Origin of the sequence: Bradyrhizobium sp. B120 (assembly GCF_049075665.1) — a bacterium.
Lineage (GTDB): Bacteria > Pseudomonadota > Alphaproteobacteria > Rhizobiales > Xanthobacteraceae > Bradyrhizobium.
This window is the reverse complement of the sequence record NZ_CP185242.1, coordinates 2,110,546-2,130,543: the sequence shown is the minus strand read 5'-3', so window position 1 is coordinate 2,130,543 and position 19,998 is coordinate 2,110,546. Positions and strand designations below refer to the sequence as shown.

At 59.7% G+C, this 19,998-nt stretch carries 8 protein-coding genes and 4 pseudogenes; 6 read left to right on the top strand and 6 right to left on the bottom strand.

Annotated features, from left to right (window positions below):
- Positions 1-521: 521 nt before the first annotated feature.
- A pseudogene (locus ACOIX3_RS10060) lies at positions 522-729 on the top strand (IS5/IS1182 family transposase); the annotation flags it as partial.
- Here the strand turns inward: ACOIX3_RS10060 and xopAD are convergent.
- Entirely contained in the window at positions 695-7,357 is a 6,663-nt protein-coding gene (xopAD, locus tag ACOIX3_RS10055; protein WP_420969587.1) for a XopAD/skwp family type III secretion system effector, read from the bottom strand. The pseudogene ACOIX3_RS10060 and the gene xopAD overlap by 35 nt on opposite strands.
- Positions 7,358-8,316: 959 nt before the next feature.
- Between xopAD and ACOIX3_RS10050 the strand changes: the two are divergent.
- Positions 8,317-8,995: pseudogene (locus tag ACOIX3_RS10050) on the top strand (IS6 family transposase).
- Here the strand turns inward: ACOIX3_RS10050 and ACOIX3_RS10045 are convergent.
- The 4 genes from ACOIX3_RS10045 to ACOIX3_RS10030 all read right to left on the bottom strand — a co-directional run bounded on the left by ACOIX3_RS10045 (position 8,992) and on the right by ACOIX3_RS10030 (position 11,015).
- Entirely contained in the window at positions 8,992-9,342 is a 351-nt protein-coding gene (locus ACOIX3_RS10045) for a helix-turn-helix domain-containing protein (protein ID WP_420969586.1), read from the bottom strand. The pseudogene ACOIX3_RS10050 and the gene ACOIX3_RS10045 sit on opposite strands and share 4 nt — an antisense overlap.
- Positions 9,343-9,405: 63 nt before the next feature.
- Positions 9,406-10,296 (bottom strand): ISL3 family transposase, encoded by an 891-nt coding sequence (locus ACOIX3_RS10040; RefSeq protein ID WP_420969585.1) that lies wholly within the window; start codon positions 10,294-10,296, stop codon positions 9,406-9,408.
- Positions 10,268-10,606: a hypothetical protein gene (locus ACOIX3_RS10035; RefSeq protein WP_420969584.1), complete on the bottom strand. Its 339-nt coding sequence runs from the start codon at positions 10,604-10,606 to the stop codon at positions 10,268-10,270. The genes ACOIX3_RS10040 and ACOIX3_RS10035 overlap by 29 nt, the downstream gene beginning before the upstream one ends.
- A gap of 55 nt (positions 10,607-10,661) precedes the next feature.
- The gene (locus ACOIX3_RS10030; protein WP_420971702.1) at positions 10,662-11,015 is read right to left on the bottom strand and encodes a HipA domain-containing protein; all 354 of its coding nucleotides are present in this window, start codon (positions 11,013-11,015) and stop codon (positions 10,662-10,664) included.
- 914 nt (positions 11,016-11,929) lie between these two features.
- Here ACOIX3_RS10030 and ACOIX3_RS10025 point away from each other — a divergent pair.
- The 4 genes and pseudogenes from ACOIX3_RS10025 to ACOIX3_RS10010 form a co-directional block, all read left to right on the top strand.
- Positions 11,930-12,046, top strand: a pseudogene (locus ACOIX3_RS10025) (IS630 family transposase); the annotation flags it as partial.
- Positions 12,047-12,972: 926 nt separating this feature from the next.
- On the top strand, positions 12,973-14,694 hold the full coding sequence (locus ACOIX3_RS10020; protein WP_420969582.1) for an outer membrane beta-barrel protein: 1,722 nt from the start codon (positions 12,973-12,975) through the stop codon (positions 14,692-14,694).
- A 710-nt stretch (positions 14,695-15,404) separates the two neighbouring features.
- Entirely contained in the window at positions 15,405-16,583 is a 1,179-nt protein-coding gene (locus ACOIX3_RS10015; protein ID WP_420969581.1) for an MFS transporter, read from the top strand.
- Positions 16,552-16,946 (top strand): annotated as a pseudogene (locus tag ACOIX3_RS10010) (DUF3088 domain-containing protein). The gene ACOIX3_RS10015 and the pseudogene ACOIX3_RS10010 overlap by 32 nt, the downstream one beginning before the upstream one ends.
- 369 nt (positions 16,947-17,315) lie before the next feature.
- Here the strand turns inward: ACOIX3_RS10010 and ACOIX3_RS10005 are convergent.
- Positions 17,316-18,194, bottom strand: a complete 879-nt coding sequence (locus ACOIX3_RS10005; protein ID WP_420969580.1) for a LysR substrate-binding domain-containing protein — start codon at positions 18,192-18,194, stop codon at positions 17,316-17,318.
- Positions 18,195-19,998: the final 1,804 nt, after the last annotated feature.

The window sequence follows — 19,998 nt, the reverse complement described above, 5'->3', positions numbered from 1 at the left end:
CCAGCCTTTATGGGGATCGTCATATGTCGCGGTCCCGTATGGGAGTTCGCGGATCAGGTCCAAATCACAGCGGCGTACTTGGAAGCACCTGGGCATGGTACTGGTTTTCCTGACCCCGTCTCATCGACTGTTGCGCCGTACCTTCCGTTTTGACCTTCCTACCTCCTCGACGACCTCTGGTCGGACGGACTAAGCAATTAAGCCGCTGCGATCGGAGCTTTGTAGACCCACCGTTGACCGTCAAAGCCAAAACGGTAGGAGCCATCTTGTTGGTAAGAGCGACGGCGACAAGCATGGGCGGCTCACGAGCGAGCATGCGCTCCAGCCACGTCCTTGCGATGGCAACAACTGCCGATGAGACAAAAATGATCGCAGCGGTGGAGAGCAGCTCATGACGAGCACTACAGTGATGGCTTACCTCGATCCTGCGCAGCAGGCGGAGGAGCAGGTGCGGGTGGCACGATCCATCGCGACCAAATTCGAATGTCATTCGGCATGCAAAATTTGGAGGCCGATTGACAGCCAAAGGCGCGATCGCCGTCATTCCCAACAACCCGTCACGCGCGCTCAAATATCCGCTCGACAAGCACCTCTATGCCCAGCGTCACCTCCTCGAATGCTGCTTCTCAAAGCTCAAGCAGTTCCGACGCGTCGCAACCCGCTTCGAAGACCGCCCGAAATTATCGCGCCGTCGTCACCCTCGCAGCCATTGTCCTATGGATGCGCTAGTGTCCACACCACCTATCTCTGTTTCCATCGGGGAGCGCACCGCGCGTCTCGGCGGGGCCACGTGCGACCGACGAGCCAGGCTGGCACCAACTGTACTATCCGCGTCGGCTTCCCAGTGGGGGATATCTATGGCCCCCTCCGGTATGACAACCGTGTTGCAGGCCTGTCGCACACGCTCCAGGAGTTGCTCGCCTAGGGATTGATCCAGAGGCTCTCGGCTCGCTCGCTGCAACTCCCGAAGCTTCTGCAGCTCCTTGTACGTGTCATGATTGTCGATCTTGGCCTGGTAGCTGCCTGCCGTGTGGAACTCGACCTCGAAGCGGTAGCCCCCCGGCGTGGCGAGTACAGTCTTGATGCCGACGAAGGTCGGCGATCGCGTCCTGAACCAGTTGATCGTGCTGACCTCGGCGTAGCCGCTCTCCTCGAAGAGGAGAATGGCTTTTTTGAAGGCACGGGCAAATTCCCTATCCGGGAGTTGGAAGACGTGGCGTACCGCGTTGTTCATCAGCTGGGCGCCGTCCTCAATCGGTGCCTGCATTCCGACGAGCTGGTCGGTCATCGAGTCTATCGATCTCAAGCGCCGACGGGAATGGGGCATCTTCACTTCGAAGTCGGCTCTCTTGAGGGCTTCGGCAACCGAGTCTGCCATTAGGGTGATAGCCCTTTCCTCGGCTTGAGCGCGGGTTGCCTCCATTTGGGCGCGCTGTGCAGCCTGCTCGCGGGTCAATGTGATTGTCGTGGCGGAATCATCGGCAGCAAGACCTCGGCCCTTGGATTCAGGCAGAATGCCTCGCCCGGCGGCAAGTTTGATCGAGGCTTGCATGACTGAAGCCGCCAGCGTCGGATTGTCCTTGAGATCCTCCAGCGTCGCATCGACATCGAACAGACCTTGGTTGAGGGTAGCCGCCATGCTCTTGGTGTAAGGCACCGATTTCAACCCCGGTGTATGTTGCAGCAGGCTCTGAAGGTGCTCACTTTTGCGCATAAAGATGTAGGCGCCAGTGTCGGATTTATGGGCGTCAGTTCCGACCTTGATGCCGAGGCTCAGGAGATTGTTTGCACTATGCACGAGATCGTGCGGATTGTAGCCATCCGGTCGCGGGTCGATGCGCGCAGGGTAACGATCGACGAGAAGCTGGACACGGTCGCGTGGCTGCGCCGTTGCCGGGTAGGTCTCCGCCAGCTCCGGGAACAGCTCACAGAGCCGTGGGCTCATTGCGAGCTGTGCCTCACGCACGCTGGCGCCTGCTTTGAGCAGAGGTTGTTCGGGCAGGATTTGCTCATCCAGCCTCGCGGACCACGCGTCGAGCTCGGTGAGGAGCAACTCTGCCATCTCGCGCGCGACCGGATGGTCTGCCAGCTCAATCTCGTGCCGCACCTTCTCGAGCGTGTCCTGGACGTTCTGAGCGCTAACCTGTTCCTGCTCCAATAGGCGTCGGATGTCTTGCTTGAGCTCGTGGTGAATGCCTTCGTACGTGCCGAAGATAGCACGCTCGGCAAACCACTGTCGGGCTTCATGGGATTGAGCCAGAAAGCCTCGCTGCAGGCCGGTATAGATTTCCAGAACATTCCGCGTCGCGGCGAGGATCTGGCTGGCGCGACCGAACTTGTAGCGATTATCCTCAATCGCCGGGGTGTGCGACTTTGGCGGCTTGAGCGAGCGCAATCCGCGAGCTTGCTCCTCTTGATCGAATTGCCTAACATGCTCGTAAAGCTGCGGCCGGTCGCCGATGATGACGAGGCTATCCCCGTCGAAGTCGCCATCAAGCTTCTTCTGTTCACTGGGCGGCACGGCAACCACCGACCCCGGAGCAAACAACTCGGTCGACTGAAGGATGCCGACGCAGTCGACCGCAGTGTCGATCTTTGCGCGGTCCTTGCCTTTGGTCCAGCTCGAATGGCACTTGACGTCCTCGGCAGACATCACCAGCCCCCGGTCGGCGAAGTCGGCTGGCCACATCTCATCCGGCACCACGATCAGAAGCCCTTTGGCAAAGAAGGTCGGATTGTCGGCCGCCAACCCCTCCCCCGACTTCTGGGCGACGTTGAAACTGTATTGCATGGTCACGCACTGATCGAGAAACGACGCTGTCGGGTCTCCATCAGCGGCCGACTTGACCTGGTCGGGGGCGAACGGGCGAAGATTGGGCTTGTCATAGGGGGATCGCCCGATCAGCACGCCACCACCGCTCAACGTCTCACTCTTGAGCGAAGGCACATGGAGGCAGCCGTCAGCGGACGGGATGGCCACTGCGCCCGGACCATTGATGTTTGCGGCCGTCACAATACGAAACAGCTCCTCGGATGTCAGCCTTTGCTCTTCCCGGCCATCAAGCCAGCTCGTGGCCTTCTCGCGTGCCTCATCCGCCACTTGCTCATTGCGCGGATAATGTTGCAGCGCCGAGACTGGCAGGGCTGACTTGCTTCCCTCGCCAAAGGCAAGCACTCGGTCGGGACCTTCCCGCTCGCCGGCGCGACGAACCGCTGGCATAAGGTTGGCCAGCGAGGCCCTGATGAAGCCGCAGCCGTCATGCGGTCGCAACTTGATGGGGCCATCCTGTCCCATCAACTTGAAGGGATGCTCCTGGTCGGCAGGGCGGTCTGGCAGCAGCGCCAATTTGAAGGCGCCTTCCAGCGCGTAGTCGTGAGGAGACAGACCTTTGATCGCCGGGGGCGCCGCAAAACCCCTGCGCTGAGTGTAATAATATGCCTCTTTGAAAGGAGCCCACGCGCGCGACAGCTGTTCGAAGGCCGTGCCCGGTGCGGTTTCGGCATAGGGAATCGCCAGCAGCTTTCCCCCTCGATTAACTCGCTCGCCTGGAGTACGCGCCGCAACCTGGGACACGGTCAATGACGGCGGCCTTAACTTGCTGCCGCCGAACAGGTCCATGCGGTATGACACACCGTTGACGCTCACCGTACGCGCCAACATGAAGGCGCTCGGGGTTGCTGGCAGTTGCACTGCGACCACGGGCAGCGCCCCCGAGGTCAGGCGATGAAAAATCGAATATCGTCTCTCCGGCTCCGTGGCCACCGGCCGCCCCTGCATGTCCACAACCGGCAACTGCATCAGTCCCGCGTCACCCTGCGGAGACCTTGGCGCGTGGTCCATGTCTCGCAAGACCTGATGCACGTCGAAGATCGATGCAGGATGTTGCGCCTGGATCGCCGCTGCATCATGCTCCATAAAGAAGTCCAGCGCATCAACCGGCCTATCCGCCTCGATCTGCGCGATCAGGTTCCAGCTCATGCTGGAAAGATCGCCTTGAATCAGGTCGCGCGCGCCAGCCAGGATCTCTCTGCTCCCATGCCGCAGCTCTTGCTGCCTGCTCCGTAAATCGGGCCGGTTGCCCTCGACATACGGTGGCCTGAACAATCTCTGCAGAACCGCACGGGCCTTGAGCGTCTGATAGATCGATAAAGCGGGGGAGCGGCTCGCAAGCGGCCCACGGGTCCGCCCGGCATCGCTTGCGTTCAGATGCGCCTCGATCTTGTGCTCGATCACGGGTTGGAGGTCGTTGAGCAGGTTGAGAGCCTGCCTGCGTTGCCAGCGCATCGGCTTCTGTGGGCTGCGCGCCAGCGGCAGCAGAGCCGCACACAGATTACCCATGGTTTCCAGATCGTTCTGGGTCGTAAAGTCAGGGGCCTGACGCAATTCCGAGAGCCGATTCAAGCCTGTCGGTGCGAGCAAACCGAGATCATCAAACAGCCGAGCCTTACCCAGCGCCTTGAAAATGGTTGCGATTTGCAGAACGTCAGCCTGCCCCAGGCGATCATCATCATAGTGCAGGTAGTGGGCGAGCTTGCGCAACCGATCCTTCGCCAGAGCGGCGTCCGTAATCTCCCCACTGTCCTCTGCCCCCATGATCGTTCGCGACAGAGCATTGGCGAGCATACTCAGCTGAGGCGTGGTGAACGCACCGAATCGTTGCCCTCGAGCACCCAATCCGCGTGCGATGTCCATCGTGGACTGCCGGCACGCCGCCTCTTGCGGCCACCTGCTGAAACCGTTCACAAGGTTCGTCAGCTGCTGGTGATTAAAATCAGAGAGCCGGTCACGGCGGTCGCGGCGGCGAGCGATCTCTCCGGCAATCGCTGCGGTGGCTTGGCGAGACCACTCCTCTTGCGGCCACTTGCTGAAACCGTTCACAACGTTCGCCAGGTCCTGGTGATTAAGATCAGAGAGCCGGTCACGGCGAGCGATCTCACCGGCAATCGCTCCGGTGGCCTGGCGAGACCACTCCTCTTGCGGCCACTTGCTGAAACCGTTCACAAGACTTGCCAGGTCCTGGTGACTAAAATTAGAGAGCCGGTCACGGCGAGCGATCGCATCGGCGATCGCTCCGGTGGCCTGACGAGACCACTCCTCTTGCGGCCACTTGCTGAAACCGTTCACGAGGTTCGCCAGGTTCTGGTGATTAAAATCGGAGAGCCGGACACGGCGGTCGCTGCGAGCGATCGCACCGGCGATCGCCGCGGTGGCCTGGCGAGACCACTCCTCTTGCGGCCACTTGCTGAAACCGTTCACAAGGTTCGCCAGTTGCTGGTGATCAAAATCAGAGAGCCGGTCACGGCGAGCGATCTCGCCGGCGATCACCGCGGTGGTTTGGCGAGACCACTCCTCTTGCGGCCACTTGCTGAAACCGTTCACAAGGTTCGCCAGGTTCTGGTGATTAAAATCAGGGAGCCGGACACCGCGGTCACGGCGAGCGATCGCACCGGCGATCGCTCCGGTGGCCTGGCGAGACCACTCCTCTTGCGGCCACTTGCTGAAACCGTTCACGAGGTTCGCCAGCTCCTGGTGATTAAAATCAGAGAGCCGGACACGGCGGTCGCGGCGAGCGATCTCATCGGCAATCGCTGCGGTGGCCTGGCGAGACCCCTCCTCTTGCGGCCACTTGCTGAAACCGTTCACAAGGTTCGCCAGCTGCTGGTGATCAAAATCAGAGAGCCGGACACGGCGGTCACGGCGAGCGATCGCATCGGCGATCGCTCCGGTGGCCTGGCGAGACCACTCCTCTTGCGGCCACTTGCTGAAACCGTTCACAAGGTTCGCCAGCTCCTGGTGATTAAAATCAGAGAGCCGGACACGGCGGTCACGGCGAGCGATCGCATCGGCGATCGCTGCGGTGGCCTGGCGAGACCACTCCTCTTGCGGCCACTTGCTGAAACCGTTCACAAGGTTTGCCAGCTCCTGGTGATTAAAATCAGAGAGCCGGTCACGGCGGCCACGGCGAGCGATCTCACGGGCAATCGCCGCGGTGGCCTGGCGAGACCACTCCTCTTGCGGCCACTTGCTGAAACCGTTCACAAGGTTCGCCAGGTTCTGGCGATTAAAATCAGAGAGCCGGTCACGGCGAGCGACCTCACCGGCAATCGCTGCGGTGGCTTGGCGACACCACCCCTCTTGCGGCCACTTGCTGAAACCGTTCACAAGGTTCGCCAGGTCCTGGTGATTAAAATCAGAGAGCCGGTCACGGCGGCCACGGCGAGCGATCTCACCGGCGATCGCTCCCGTGCCTTGGCGACACCACTCCTCTTGCGGCCACTTGCTGAAACCGTTCATAAGGTTCGCCAGCTCCTGGTGATTAAAATCAGAGAGCTGGTCATGGCGGTCGCGGCGAGCGATCGCATCGGCGATCGCTCCGGTGGCTTGGCGAGACCACTCCTCTTGCGGCCACTTGCTGAAACCGTTCGCAAGGCTTGCCAGGTCCTGGTGACTAAAATCAGAGAGTCGGTCACGGCGGTCGCGGCGACCGATCTCACCGGCAATCGCTCCGGTGGCTTGGCGACACCACTCCTCTTGCGGCCACTTGCTGAAACCGTTCACAAGGTTCGCCAGCTCCTGGTGATTAAAATCAGAGAGCCGGACACGGCGGTCACGGCGAGCGATCTGACCGGCAATCGCCGTGGTGGCTTGGCGAGACCACTCCTCTTGCGGCCACTTGCTGAAACCGTTCACAAGGCTCGCCAGCTCCTGCTGATTAAAATCAGAGAGACGGGCGCCGCGGCGAGTGACCTCAGCGGCGACCGCGACGGCGGCTTGGCGAGACGCCGGCGCGTCCGGCCACTTGCTGAAGCCATTCACCAGGTTCGCCAAGTGTTGCGGATCAAAATCGGCAAGCCGGGAACGGCGGTCGGCGCGACGCCAGACCACACGGGCGGCGGCTTCCGTGCCTTCAAGGGTTTCCGTCCGCTGCGGCCACTTGCTGAATCCGTTCACCAGCAACGACAGACTGTGACTATTCATCGCCTCAAGTGTGCTGCCTTCATCCCGGCAAAATTCGGCGATTCTGACCGTTCCATTGCGGCATGTGCTCGACTGCGAATGCCGACCAAATGATGCCGCGAAGAGCGAAAGAGCTTTGGGGTCGACTTTGCGCACTAACGCACCATCGAGCTCCGACACCCGAGTTGCCATCATCTTGCATACTTCAACACCTTCCTCACCACCCGCCTCGCTCGTTACCGCGTTACACGTCGTGGCGTAGCCCCATGATTTCCCGCGGCGGATATCATCCTCGAAACATGTGACAAATTGACTTCTGAACAGGGTGGCGGCCTTTTGAATGAAGGCCGCATGGACCTCGGCGCCCGCCGCCTGCAGCCCTTTGTTATGCTCAACCACGGCGCGCGAGAATCCAACGATGTCACGGGCGGAACAGATCGCGCGTCGAGCTACGTTAGATTGTATTTCTGAGATTGCATTTTTCGCGCCCTGCGGGGCGACATCATCCAGGCGCCGCCTTTTTGGTCGGTAATCCAGGCCGGATACGGATTGCCTGTGCGAGGAAGGGGTACTTTGCTCAGAACTGCTGGACTGTTCGGCACCGAGGCGCCCGGGACGCAACGCGCATTCTTCCCAATTTGGCACGCCGCGATGCGGCCAATCGCGAAAGCCAGGCTGGCCGTCGCGCATATCAACGGAGCGATCAGCTGACGTGCGGCGTCGGACATTTCTGACCGACGGTGGCCTTTGAGCGGAGGACGTCCCTAAATCTCGATCTTCAGAGCGCGAGCCATGCACGACAGAATTGAGCGTCGAGGTATCTTTTCCATCGCCGAGATCTGATTCAGCACGGGACCAGTGCGCGTCTAGTCCGCCAGGCCCATTTCCACACCGGTCGATTCCCGTCAAAACTTACCTCCCAGGCAATCCGATTAGAATGTTTGGTACACGGTTGCCGCCGCGGCAGCCTTAACGATACTTTTTTACCTCAGAGCGAAGCTCCTTTCGCTCCGCCGACGAGACGTGACTCGCCACAATTGGCGAGCGCGGACCGTCATGTTTTTTTGCACTATTGTGCGCTGGCATCGAATACACCCCATGCACCTGACGTAAACCCAAGCGGCGCACAGCTGACCGGCGCGTCAACGCACTGGTCAGCATCAGTCGATGCCGATAGGCAATCGTACCTGAGGCTGTTAGGGTAACCAATATTTACTCAGTATGAGACCATAGGCAGGCGTGATGGCGCGGCGCGACCCGCCCGGCCGTCACCAATTAGCGATGGCTCAGCGAGACGATGACTTTGGTTAAATGACGGAGTTGACCCACGGCGAGCGTATAACGTCAGCATCGAGAAGATGGGTCACGGCACCGTCAAGTTGACGAAATGGAGCGGCCGAGGGGGTAGACGACCGGCATGCCGACCCGCCCGGGAGCCTCTTTATCGCCGCCATCGCTTCCACCGGAAGTGATTAGCTATGCCGTCTGGTCGTAGTTCCGGTTTCCCTCAAGCTTGCGCATGGTCGAGGAAATGCTGGCGGCGCGTGGCATCGGCGTGACCTATGCAACCGTGCGCCAGTGGGACGGAAATTCGGCAAGGCGTTCTCCGATCGGATCCGCCAGCGCGCTCCAGCTCGCGATGACAAATGGCATCAGGACGAAGTCGTTAGCTCTATCGCGGGCGAACAACATTGGCTCTGGCGCGCTGTCGACCAGAATGGCTTCGTGACATCTTGATCCAGCGCCGAAGCGACTCGCGCGCTGCGCCGCCGCTCATGAAGAAGCTCTTGAAATCCGCCGGCACGCCGCCGCGCGTGATGATCACGGACAAGCTCCGTTCGTGCGGCGCTGCGCGGGCGAAGATGGGCTTTCACGTCGAACATCGCCAGCACAAAGCTCTCAACAATCGGGCCGAGAATTCTCATCAGCCGACGCGGCGACGCGAGCGAGCCTTTGCGACTTGGCGCGAGATCTCAAGCGCTATTGCCGACTCTTGAACCTTTGAGAAGCGCCTCCTTCGGCTCGGCGGTCGATTAGTTGACGATCCCCTGTCGATAGAGGTCGTGTCTCTGGTTCAAATCGCCCTCCCCGATCTCTGCCCGAAAACCGGCGGCCCACCACGCTTCCAGCCATGCCTCGAAGGGCGCGAGAAGATGTGAAGGGCTGTGAGGACGCGGACACTCCGGTTCGCCGCCAGCCGCCAGCCAGCGCTGAACAGTGCGCCTGTCGATGCCGAACAGTTGGGCGATCCCGGATGTCGGGCAACCCTGCTCGCGTAAGCGACAGATTTCATCCCGGCGTTCGCGTCGTGCAGCCTTTCGATCCGCCCGCAACTGTGCAAGGCCGGGCGGCAGCGTAGAACTGCCAGTCTTCGGTGGTTGCACGGCGCCATGATTTGCACGGCGGCGGCTACGTTGTGACGATGGCGGCCGACAGCGTGGCGCAGCTCACCTAAACTGTTGAGTGGGTGCCAGCGGTCCGCCATGCACCTGCACCGGGTTGGGCGCGCCGCAGCGTGCGACATCAGCATAAAGTCCCGCACGGTCGCGGGCTACGACCTTGATGCCCGGCCAGCGCTTCAGCCAGCGCGCAACACTGTCGGCATTACGATCGGGAAGCAGGTCAAGCACGCAGTTGCGCTCCAGATCGCAGATGATCGTTCCATATCGCTGGCCGCGATGACAAGCCCAATCGTCGATGCCGACGACGGTCGGGGCAATAAGATCCGGCAACGGAGCCGAGTGAACCATTCGGAGCAAGGTGTCGCCGCTGACCGGCATGGCCAGTTTGCGCGACAGGCGCGAGCCGGGCTGTCCGCCGACCGCAAAGACGATCGCCTGTTGGCTCCCGCCGAGGTGGGTTGTGCGTCTTGCTTTCGGCCGCACCGTTGCCGGTAGCCGCTCGATAAATATCTGACACCGGCATTGCGAATTCGCGCATCGAAACCGTCGCGCATAAAGCTGGATTTCGACAACCCGACCTTGCCACGGCAGATCGGCTAGGCGTCGCAGGTAGTGGCTGTGGACGCGATCCGTCTGGCAGCCGCAGCAGGGACAGAGCCAGACCGCTGACTTCGGCCGAGCCACGAGCAGCAGCCTGTCCGTCTGGGGAGAAATCTGGACAATCGAAAGCTCGGGAGAAATCAGCGAGCGGCTCACGATATTTGGCGACCAGCTCACTGGAACGGGTCGCCACAGGCCCTCGGCCAGAAGGACGGCTGCGCCAGAATTCGAACAGCCAATGACGGGATCCTGTCGATTGTCCAAAGCGATCGGATCACGACCAAAACTCGCAATTCGTGCCCGCATCTCAGCGCGGCTGGAAACGCCGTTCTTCAAGCCGACCCCACGCCAGGGACAGCGGGGCGATCGACGCGTGGCCGAAAATGCCGCCACCAACGATGAAGTTGTTTGGCGCATGCAGCTTGAAAAGGAACAACTCGGCTGGTTGGAGCGCCCGAAACTGCGTGGTGCCGCTAGGTTGCCAGAAATTGACTTCGTCGTGTGGAGCGGACGCGCTCTGGTCAAACCAGTTTTGTCCGTAACAGCGACGAAGAGGCGGACCATAATCAATCTCGCTGGTCCATTGTGGCGATGGGCAGAGATCTCCCTCGCTTCGATTAGCTGGTCGCACATCGATCTTTGGCATCACGCCTCCTCCAATCTGCGCAGACGAGCCTTGACCCCATTGCTGATGTTGTCAGCTACTTCGGCAGGAAATGCCTTCGGGAGCGATGTGGTGACCTGTTCAAGCGCCGCTGGCGCCCGTGCGCGCAGCTCATCAAGATCGCGGTAACGATTCCCGCGCCAATCCCTGCCTTGGCGGCGGTCTGGACAAAATGGCGGGGTATGACGCCATCGACGACGTAGTGACGGCTATCCCCGACGGCCAGGGCCAGCTTCATCTTGTTACGCTTGATCTGGCCTGCGTTTAAGCTGGGCTGCGCCGAAATCACATCGTAGAGCGGGGTCATGCGGAAGCGGCCGCCCGGAGAGAGAAAGATGCTGAAATTTTTGGTGTGCCCGTCCGTGGCGCCGAGAAGCCAGAAGGCAATCACGGCCTTCAAAAACGTCGTTTGATCTGCCTCCGGTTACCTGCCAGCGTATAAAACACATACATACGCTTCAGCGTATAGCCGCCCTCCTGCCCTGCGGGGGCGGCTTTCAGGAGCTCTCACTCCTCATATCCCCTGATCTCGCGGTAACGACGAACGGTGTCCTGCGAGTGCGCGCTTACCGGCTTCGGATCGAGGAGAGCACCCACAGACATGGCGCTATCTCGAGCTGACAGTCCACAGCAAGGCTGTCATCCTGGAGCTCCAGGCAAGCCCGGTCAGGAATTTCATTGTTTCCGTTCATCACGTCACCACCGCTTTCGCACTCCGACACCTATACATCGACCCCCACTCCATCCATCCGCTTCATCGAACACCGAAGCCAGGCCGAAGGCGTCGCGCCTTCGCAATACTCAATGATTACAGTGGAGTCGGACTGAGCCAGAGGATTGGATTGACCACCATTTCTCGTGAGGCGCTTTACGATCTTGTCTGGACAGAGCCGGTGCGCACGATTGCTCAGCGAATGGGTGTCCTCCGATGTGTGGCTGAAAAAGTGCTGTGCCAAGGCCGACATTCCCTTACCGAACCGAGGCTATTGGGCAAACTCCGCGCCGACAAGAAGGTCATCCGCCAGAAACTGCCGCCACGATCACCAGGAGTGGCGACAGACGTGACGATCGGAACCGGCCCGCGCTCGTATCCGCGGCCCCGGGGGGTGGTGTAGCTGGCGGCGGGGCACCGCGTTCGCCGGCGTGGGCCGGGCAGGTGAGCTGGCGATAGCCGGAAGGCTGACGGTTGGATCATCGCTCAAGGGCGCGATGGTTTCCAGCGTCATGTAGCGGGCGCGCTGGACGGCTATGCTTTCCATCCTGATTGCCGCGCGGCAGGCCAGCGGGCTTTCAGTCTCAACAGTACAGCGGATATGGCGCGCCTTCGGCCTGCAGCAGCATCGGTTGGAGACCTTCAAGCTCTCAACCGATCCCGACTTCGTCGCCAAGGTTCGCGACATCGTCGGCCTTTACGCAACTCCGTCCGGGCACATGCGTCATAAGGGCTCACTATGACCGCCCGGCTGAAGCCGGAGAACAGGTGCCTTCTGCCGGCGAACGGCTTCGCCGCACTAAGCCGCTCCTGCACCACTCGAAGCGGCTGATGTGACCGCCAGTCGATACACTCCTGCTGCGGAGACGGACATGCCGATCGTGAGAACCAGCTGCAGGGCGACGGTCATTGCTCGTTGAGTCGCATCTTGATGGTCACCAATCAGAGGCCAGCTCGACGCAGGAAATCGCGTCTTCCGGAAGTTGGCGCACACTCGGCGGAGTCGTTTGCTTTTTGCACCAGCGACGCGCCCCGGACTCTTCGCGCAACAAGCTCCGCGCGGCGGATACGGCTCCTTGCTCCCATCCCTCTACGGTTTAAACTAATTCCGCTGCGGCGAATGGCCAGTTCGGCGATGTTTCATCATTCTTCACAAGCTTCGGCTGCTTCGATCATTGACGCCGCGCGGGCTCCTACGCTCGCGCTCACCCGAATGATTCGAACACGCTGAGCTTTGCAGGGTGATCAGCTGATTGCCACGGACCGCCGCGGCCGCGGCGACAAGGATGTTCTATGTTGAAATCACATCGACAAAGCTGAAAGATCCGTCGCGCGCCCCGCACGAAACAGGAATGCCGCGCATCAAATCGTGTCTCGCACATTTACCGCGCGACGGCGAACTTGTCGCACGTTTCGATTGTCAGACTTGAGACCACTGTCAGAAAGTCGACGCTACACTCTCTTGCGAAGTGCCTGCAGAAGACAGCGAATTTAATTCGGCACGCGGCTTGCTTTGCTGAAGCATCATCACCAATCGCAGTGCGGTGATCTTCGAGGCGGACTCAGCGCGCGTTGCCGTTAGTGTCTGGTTTGCCCGAACGGTCCGCCGTGCGGCGATCACTCAAGGAGCCGGGTTGTGGACCGGGAACGTGCAGGCAAATTTTTGATGCGATCTAGAGTTCTTTTGTGGGCCGCCACAACAATTGCACTCGTCGCAAGCGGTGCAGCCAAGGCGGCGGACCTTCAGCCAGAAGTGAAACTGCCGCCGGCTGTGTGGAACTGGTCCGGAGGCTATATTGGCGGGCACGTCGGCGGTGGGTACGGCCGCACCTCCTTCAGCAATCCCTACGGTCCGTCAATCTATGGTGGTGTCGTCGATACCCCAGTGTTCCTGGCAGGTGGCCAGATCGGCTACAACTGGCAGAACAACGACTGGGTGTTTGGCGTCGAACTCGATGCCAGCGGCGCTGTCTCCGATGGCACAAATACCTGCCTCGCCGCCTCCGGCTTTGTCGTGAGCGCAAACTGCAAGGCGGGTCCCAACGTCTTTGCCACCGGGACCGGTCGCGTTGGTTACGCGTTTGGCGCGCTCGGCCGCACGCTGGCTTATCTCAAGGGAGGCGTGGCCTGGCAAAACAATCGGGGCGACGTCGTCAACAACTACGAAGGCGGCTGGCCACAGGAGAAAACCCATTTCGACTATGGTCGCCTCGGTGGCATCATCGGGCTGGGCGTCGAGCAAGCGCTTACGCCTGCATGGTCGGTCAAAGCTGAGTATGACTATCTCCATTTCGGCGGGCCGAGTGTCGCAACGCCTCCGACGGTGCAGGATCCGCCGTTCGCAATTCTGCCGGCGAACACAACCAACCTCTCCAGCAACTATCACATCGCAAAGCTTGGTCTGAACTACCATTTTGGCGCCGAGGCGCAGGCCGCACAATGGTTCGATACGCCGCTATACGCGAAGGCACCCGCCAGCGGGCCGCCCATTCCCTACGCGACCGGTTGGTCGTTCGAAGGCGGATCGCGGCTCTGGCTCAGCCGGGGAAGGTTCCAATGGGACCGCAGCGCAGTGCCCTATGGCTGGCCTCAAGACCCCAGCATTCTTGTATCGAAGCTCACTTATGACGGACTTGACGGACTTTCCGGGGAGCTATTTGGCCGTCTCGACAGCCCGTGGGGAGTATTCCTGAAGAGCAACGTTGGGATCGGTCGCTTCGACAAAGGAAACCACAACAATGAAGATTGGGGCATCCCGCCCTATCAGAACACGATCTCAGGCCAGGCAAACGGGAGGTTCGCGTACTACACGGCCGATGCCGGTTACGATTTCCTGCGCGCTGCCAACTACAAGGTCGGGGGATTTATCGGCTGGACCTACTACGAACAGAGCTCCGACTCGAGGGGGTGTGTAGAGATCGCTGACCCCATGAATCCATGCTTGTCGCCGGATGACGACACGGTCGGTGGCAGCCAGAATACTCAGTGGAATGCACCTCGTGTCGGCCTAAGCGCCGAAACCATGCTCACCGAGCGTTGGCGTTTGAACGCTGACGTCGCTTACCTGCCCTGGACCGATTTCAAGGGGCGTGACAATCATCTCTTGCGCGACAAGACGACCTTTGATGAACAACGGGGCGATGGAGGCCGAGGCGTCCAGGTTGAAGGCGTCTTGTCCTACTTCATCACCAGGAACTTCAGCGTCGGCGTCGGTGGCCGCTACTGGGCGATGTGGACCAATAGGCGGAGCGACTCTTTGTGCAGCAGCAGCGGCTGCGTCCGTGAGCTGCCCATGCTTGCGAAGTACAGCATGGAGCGCTGGGGTACATTCTTTCAGGCCTCCTACAAGTTCAATTGAATGGGCTAGCCACACCCATGAGGCAAGTTGCGGGCCGAACGGTGGTGGCTCGTTGCTCCCGGTCAGCGATCATGCAATACGGTGTGCCTGCGAATGAGAGCCGCAACGTCGAATTTCATTGAAGATGTCTGGCAGACGCCGTCTGCGGCGCCGAAGTCCTGCAATTCCGTTTGCGATCGGGTTGACGACATTGGGGTTCGTGCCAGCCTGTGCTGCGATTTCTCCGGATCGGCCGCCCTCCACGCAGAGGTTGATATCGGGTGTCGCGAACAATCGTTTGCTAGCGACGACGTCGATCACGGCCCGAACAGCGCGGCAATTCCCTCAATACCGATCGATCTGCGTATCCTACATGATCGTTGCTGCGATGACGTCATCGACGGCACAATCTGGCGCCAACTGAGCGGGCCAACACTCGTAGACGGCGCATCGGTTGGCATGCTGGCCGGAGTCGGTAGCGTTCTACCAGGTCGCTACGCAACGATTTCCGCGATCGAACAGGCGAGCTACTTCCGCGCTGGTCCCCCTTTTTCCGAACGGCGGCCAGCCGGAGCATCTCAATCTCGTCGGCGGCCTGGAGGGGCCGCGACGCCCGGGGCCTCATCAGACCGATATCGCAGGTCATGGCACGACGGCATTGTCTCGCTTGCGGTCCCGACCGCAATCGAACTCTTTCAATTCAATGGCGCTTCTGTGGGGATCGGCCGGCAATGAGCATCCCGACCACACGGCGGCTCGTGTATCTGTCGCATCTCATCATTCAGATCGGCGGTTGGGCGTTCAGAATTGGCATCCTGATTGGCCTCCTTCAATCCAGTATGAGCGCTGCGGGCGTTGGCGTTGCAGTCATTTTTGTCCCTATCATGCTGGGCAGCCTCTTCCTGTCCCCCCTGGTCGACAGAAGCGACCCGCTGACCGCCATGATGTTCGTCAATGGCGTTCGAATTTGCGCGCTCCTTGCCATGGCTTCGACGACGGAGATTGACTCCGTTTCGTCCTACGCCTCCATCGCCGTGTTGAGTTTGGTTCAGCCTGTCTACTTGTCGGCCGAAGTCTCCTTCTTCCGCCGCATCTTATCAGAAGACAGTATGATCGCGGCGTTACGAAACATTGCCAATATCGACTGGCTCACATATTTATTGGGCATGTTCGCGGGTACCATGCTGGTCGGTCAACTGCGCCTGTCCGGAGTTCTCGCGCTCAATATGTCGGCGGTATTGCTTTCACTGATGGTGCTCCTTGCCATCAAGCAACGCTCAATGAAGCTGCGATCTACACCCGGACCGCCCTCCTCCGGAACTATCTTCGATTTGACGCCGCTCTATCCCGCCTTCTTTGCGGTCTTTCTGCTTAATCTGGGTGCGGGCATCATCAACGTCTATCCTGCAATCCGTGCCACGGCAGATGGGGAGCTTGATAGAGGCGTTCTTTTGATCATCGTCCTGAGCAATGGCGCTTTCGCTCTCCTGGGAGCGCTGTCGGTTAAGCCCATCTTCGATCGGCTGGGCGCCTTGCCAACAATAGCCGGCGCGGCAGCGCTGCTTGCGGCATGCTTGGTAGCCATGTCACTCGACGCCAGCCTGCCTCTGGTGATCGCGTCCAGCAGTGCAATGCTGGGGTTAGGTCAGATATTTGCGGCTGCCGCTCACACGCACATGGTTTCGTCAGTTGCGCCGGATCGGGCCGGCCGCCTTTCGGGCCTGTTTCAATGTTGCACCTACAGCGGCGTTGGAGGCAACGGCCTGCTTTTCTCGATTCTGGGTGATGAGCTCTCTTTCGGGCTGATCGTGCTGATGTGTGCGGGCAGTGCATTTCTCGCCTCCGGTGTCGCCATCTTCGCAATAGTGCGATCCACACATGTCAAAGTGTCACCTACGATCGATCGATAAATCGCAAGAGCAATCCATGCCACGGGATCAGCTATTTCTGTTACAACAGCCCTTCGAAGATCCGGCTTTCCCCGGTCAAGAGTTCTACTGCTGGCACTGTGCCTGATCGAGGGGATGCTATCTGCATTCCCAAGCCGGGGCGTCAACCTTGACGTGCGCCGGCTGGCTTGGGTGCGGCCAAGAACCGAGCTTGTCGAGAGGCTCGACGTCGATCATCAGTCGCTGCCCATTCTCATTCTCGGAATGGCAGGCTCTGCGCCGCACGTCGCAAGGTTCCTCAAGGGGCGCGCCTATGTCGACGATGCGTTCGCGATCTTTCAGCTTCTGGTTTCGCTCCACGGATTTCCAGCCCCCCATCCGTAAGGATCTAATCGGTGAAAGCTGCTCGGAGTCAACATGTGGAGGCAACATGCCGTAACCAGCCACCGAAGAGCCAATTACGACAAAACGGCTATGCCCTGGAACTCGAGCTTCTACTGCTCGAGGAATTCGATTGTGGCCGCGCCATGACTCAAGCTCGATATCGCCTGACATTTGCATCACATGCAGAAACGACTTCGGACGGTCCTTGCCGTACCAAGAACGTGACCCGCCGGTCGGCATTGGTTGGCGATTGCACACCGTCATACGGGGGCATGCGCGGACCGCCTCAGATCGAATGCAGCAGCAGCCAAACTCAATAGAATGCGTTATTTGACCTCTCGAGTCGCACCTCGTCAGAGTCGGTCCCGGCTATGCTCGGCTTAGTATTTCTGCCATTGCCCAGCGCCGGAACTCCTTAACTGCGCCTATCGTTTGTGCATGCCCGCTGACCAACATGTAGATTGAGCGATTGACAGGCGTGAAGCCGAACGGAGCCACAAGTTCTCCCTTCTCGAGGTTGCTTCTGACCAGCACCTCCGGCGATATGGCCGCTCCAAGTCCGCCCTTCGCCGCCTCAATAGCCAACGAAAACGAATCAAATACAATATCGCGCGATCCACGCAAGCATATCGCAGTAGCCTTTGCCCATTCGTTCCAGGCGTCCAACTTGAGCGATTCATGCAGTAGAGGAAATGACAAAATATCTGCTGGGCCTTTCATCGCATCGAGTGCAGTCGGTGCGCATACGGGTCCAATCATCTCGTTCGATACGTGCACCTCATCGACGGGCATCGGCTGCTTCAAGACGCCGCAAACAAACAATACATCCAGGGCACCAACAGCCACCGAATTTAGATCTTCATCTGTTTTGAAAACAAACTCGATATCGGAATGCGCTTGCCGGAACCCACCAATCCGGGGCAAGAGACTGTGCGACAAGAACGTAGCTGAGCACCCCACCACAACAGATCTTCCTGCATCACACCTCCGCAGTTCGTAACACCCTTTCTCAAGCATCGTGAATGCGCTCTCACACCTGCGCTTCAGCTGTTCGCCATCGGACGTAAGCCGCACTCCTGCGCTGTGACGGACGAACAATCTTCTGCCGAACCAGTCCTCGAGAGTGCGCATCTGGTAGCTTACCGCACCCGTGGTCATGTTTAGGCCATCAGCGGCCTTTGAGAAGCTTGGGAACTCGCTCACCGCCTCGAAGAGGTGAAGGTTTTTTAGAATCGGCAACTTGCGCATCTAGCTTACTTGTTCCTCTGCTCCCCGGACCCATTCAATGGGTATCGGGCATGCTTTGCGCTCGGCTCTCTCGGCGCTGCCATTCTTCACGCACGATCTTCCCTCGCAATTCTTGAGCGTGGAGACGTGGAGATGTACAGCCGCCGCGAATATCTGTGCTCTGCAAGTGGAGCCTCGCAGGATGACATTGTGCATGCGACCGCGCGAACGGAGTTTGAGGTGAGGATAGCAAGTGTCGGGCCAACCCTAGCGTCCGCAGGACTTCGCTGCACTTGATAGGGGCGGCCATTGGGTCATCTCGAATTCGAGCACGTGACCAGGTCGCAGGGAATTCTCAACGCCCCGCCGCTTTGAAGTGAGCAGCTCCGAAGGCGGCGTCCCAGCTCAGTGCGAAAGGGAATGAACAGCGGACCAAAGAGCAGGTTCATTTCGGTCTCCTGAAGAAGCGGCCGCAACTGGATCGCTGCGCCGCCAGGGCCACGCAAAGGGACGCTCTCAAGATCAGGCGGTGCACCCCGCCCCCATTGTCAGCCGCATAGTCCAAAGGCCCTTCGGTCCGGAGGCGGCTTTCGCGAATTCCTGAACGACGCTGACGGCGGTCGCTGTGCCACTTCCTCTTCAACTTTCAACACCTCTTTAGCCGGGATGTGCACCTCCTCGTCCTCATTCGAACGGACCGACTTCGGCATTCATTAGATTCAGTCGCCATGACGGTGCCCCGCTTTCAGAAGCGAGAAACGGCAAGGGCCGTGCCAGCACTCCCATCTTGCACTCAGCGCTTGATTGCGTTTTGAGGGAGTTGGTGGTGCAAATGGACGCGCGGGGGCATGAATCTCACAGGTGTTGTGAGCCATGTTGGCAACCGGACAACGATCAAGACCGAGCAGCCGTGTAATGCTCACGGATCTAGGTCCCGGTTAAGCTAAGCTCTGGCTCAAGGACTACGGGACTAAAGTTATCACCGATTTTCCATGACGGCCGTTCAGACGATGGCTATGCTGAGCTACTTGCCAAGGCCACGTTTGGAACTCCGATTGCGATCGGAGCGAACCGCGAGACTTGCCCCACAGCAACACTTTGAGCTTCGCTGCCGCCCAGCAAGAGGACCAGGGCATGAGCGAAGGCCGCTTTGCGGAAATGGGATCGCGGTCCGGTGATCATAGCGGATAGGCGCCATCCCTGAAATCACGACGGCCGGGTCGGCGCCCCCGGGGCCGGCAGATCAGCGCGATCTTGATCCGCCTTTTCTGGCGCTCCAACGCGTCGCTCGTAGTGAGCGGCCAGCTGTAACAGGCGCTTCTTGATGAACGGGTCAGCTTGCTCTGCAAGTGCCCGCACCGTCCGCGCCCTCTCTCTACAAAACTCGTCGTCCATGGCATTCCGCTGAAATCCCAGCGGGATAGTGCCAATTATGCGGTTGGGCTGCGTGTGACGTAGGTTACATTGCGCAGTATTTCCCCGGCAATTCCGCAGCGCTTTGGAAGCAAGCGCCCGTGTCGCTCAGTGTCAAACGGGCCCCCGCCCATGCGCCTTTTCGTCGGACAACATTGCACGCACAGGTCTTTTCGGCCGAACGATAAGGGTGAAGCGGTCAGGAAGGATGACGGCGGGCCTGCCTTCAATGCTGCGCCATCCTCTGCAATGTCCCGCACGACACAGCACAGTGACAGGTGACCAGACCTGATCACGGCATTATCCAGCGATGGATTGCGCGCAAGCTTTTGCCTGGTCGGAAAGGACAGTCACGTCCGAGCCCATCAATAATTCATGCAAATTTGATCGATGCTGCACGAGAATAATTGCC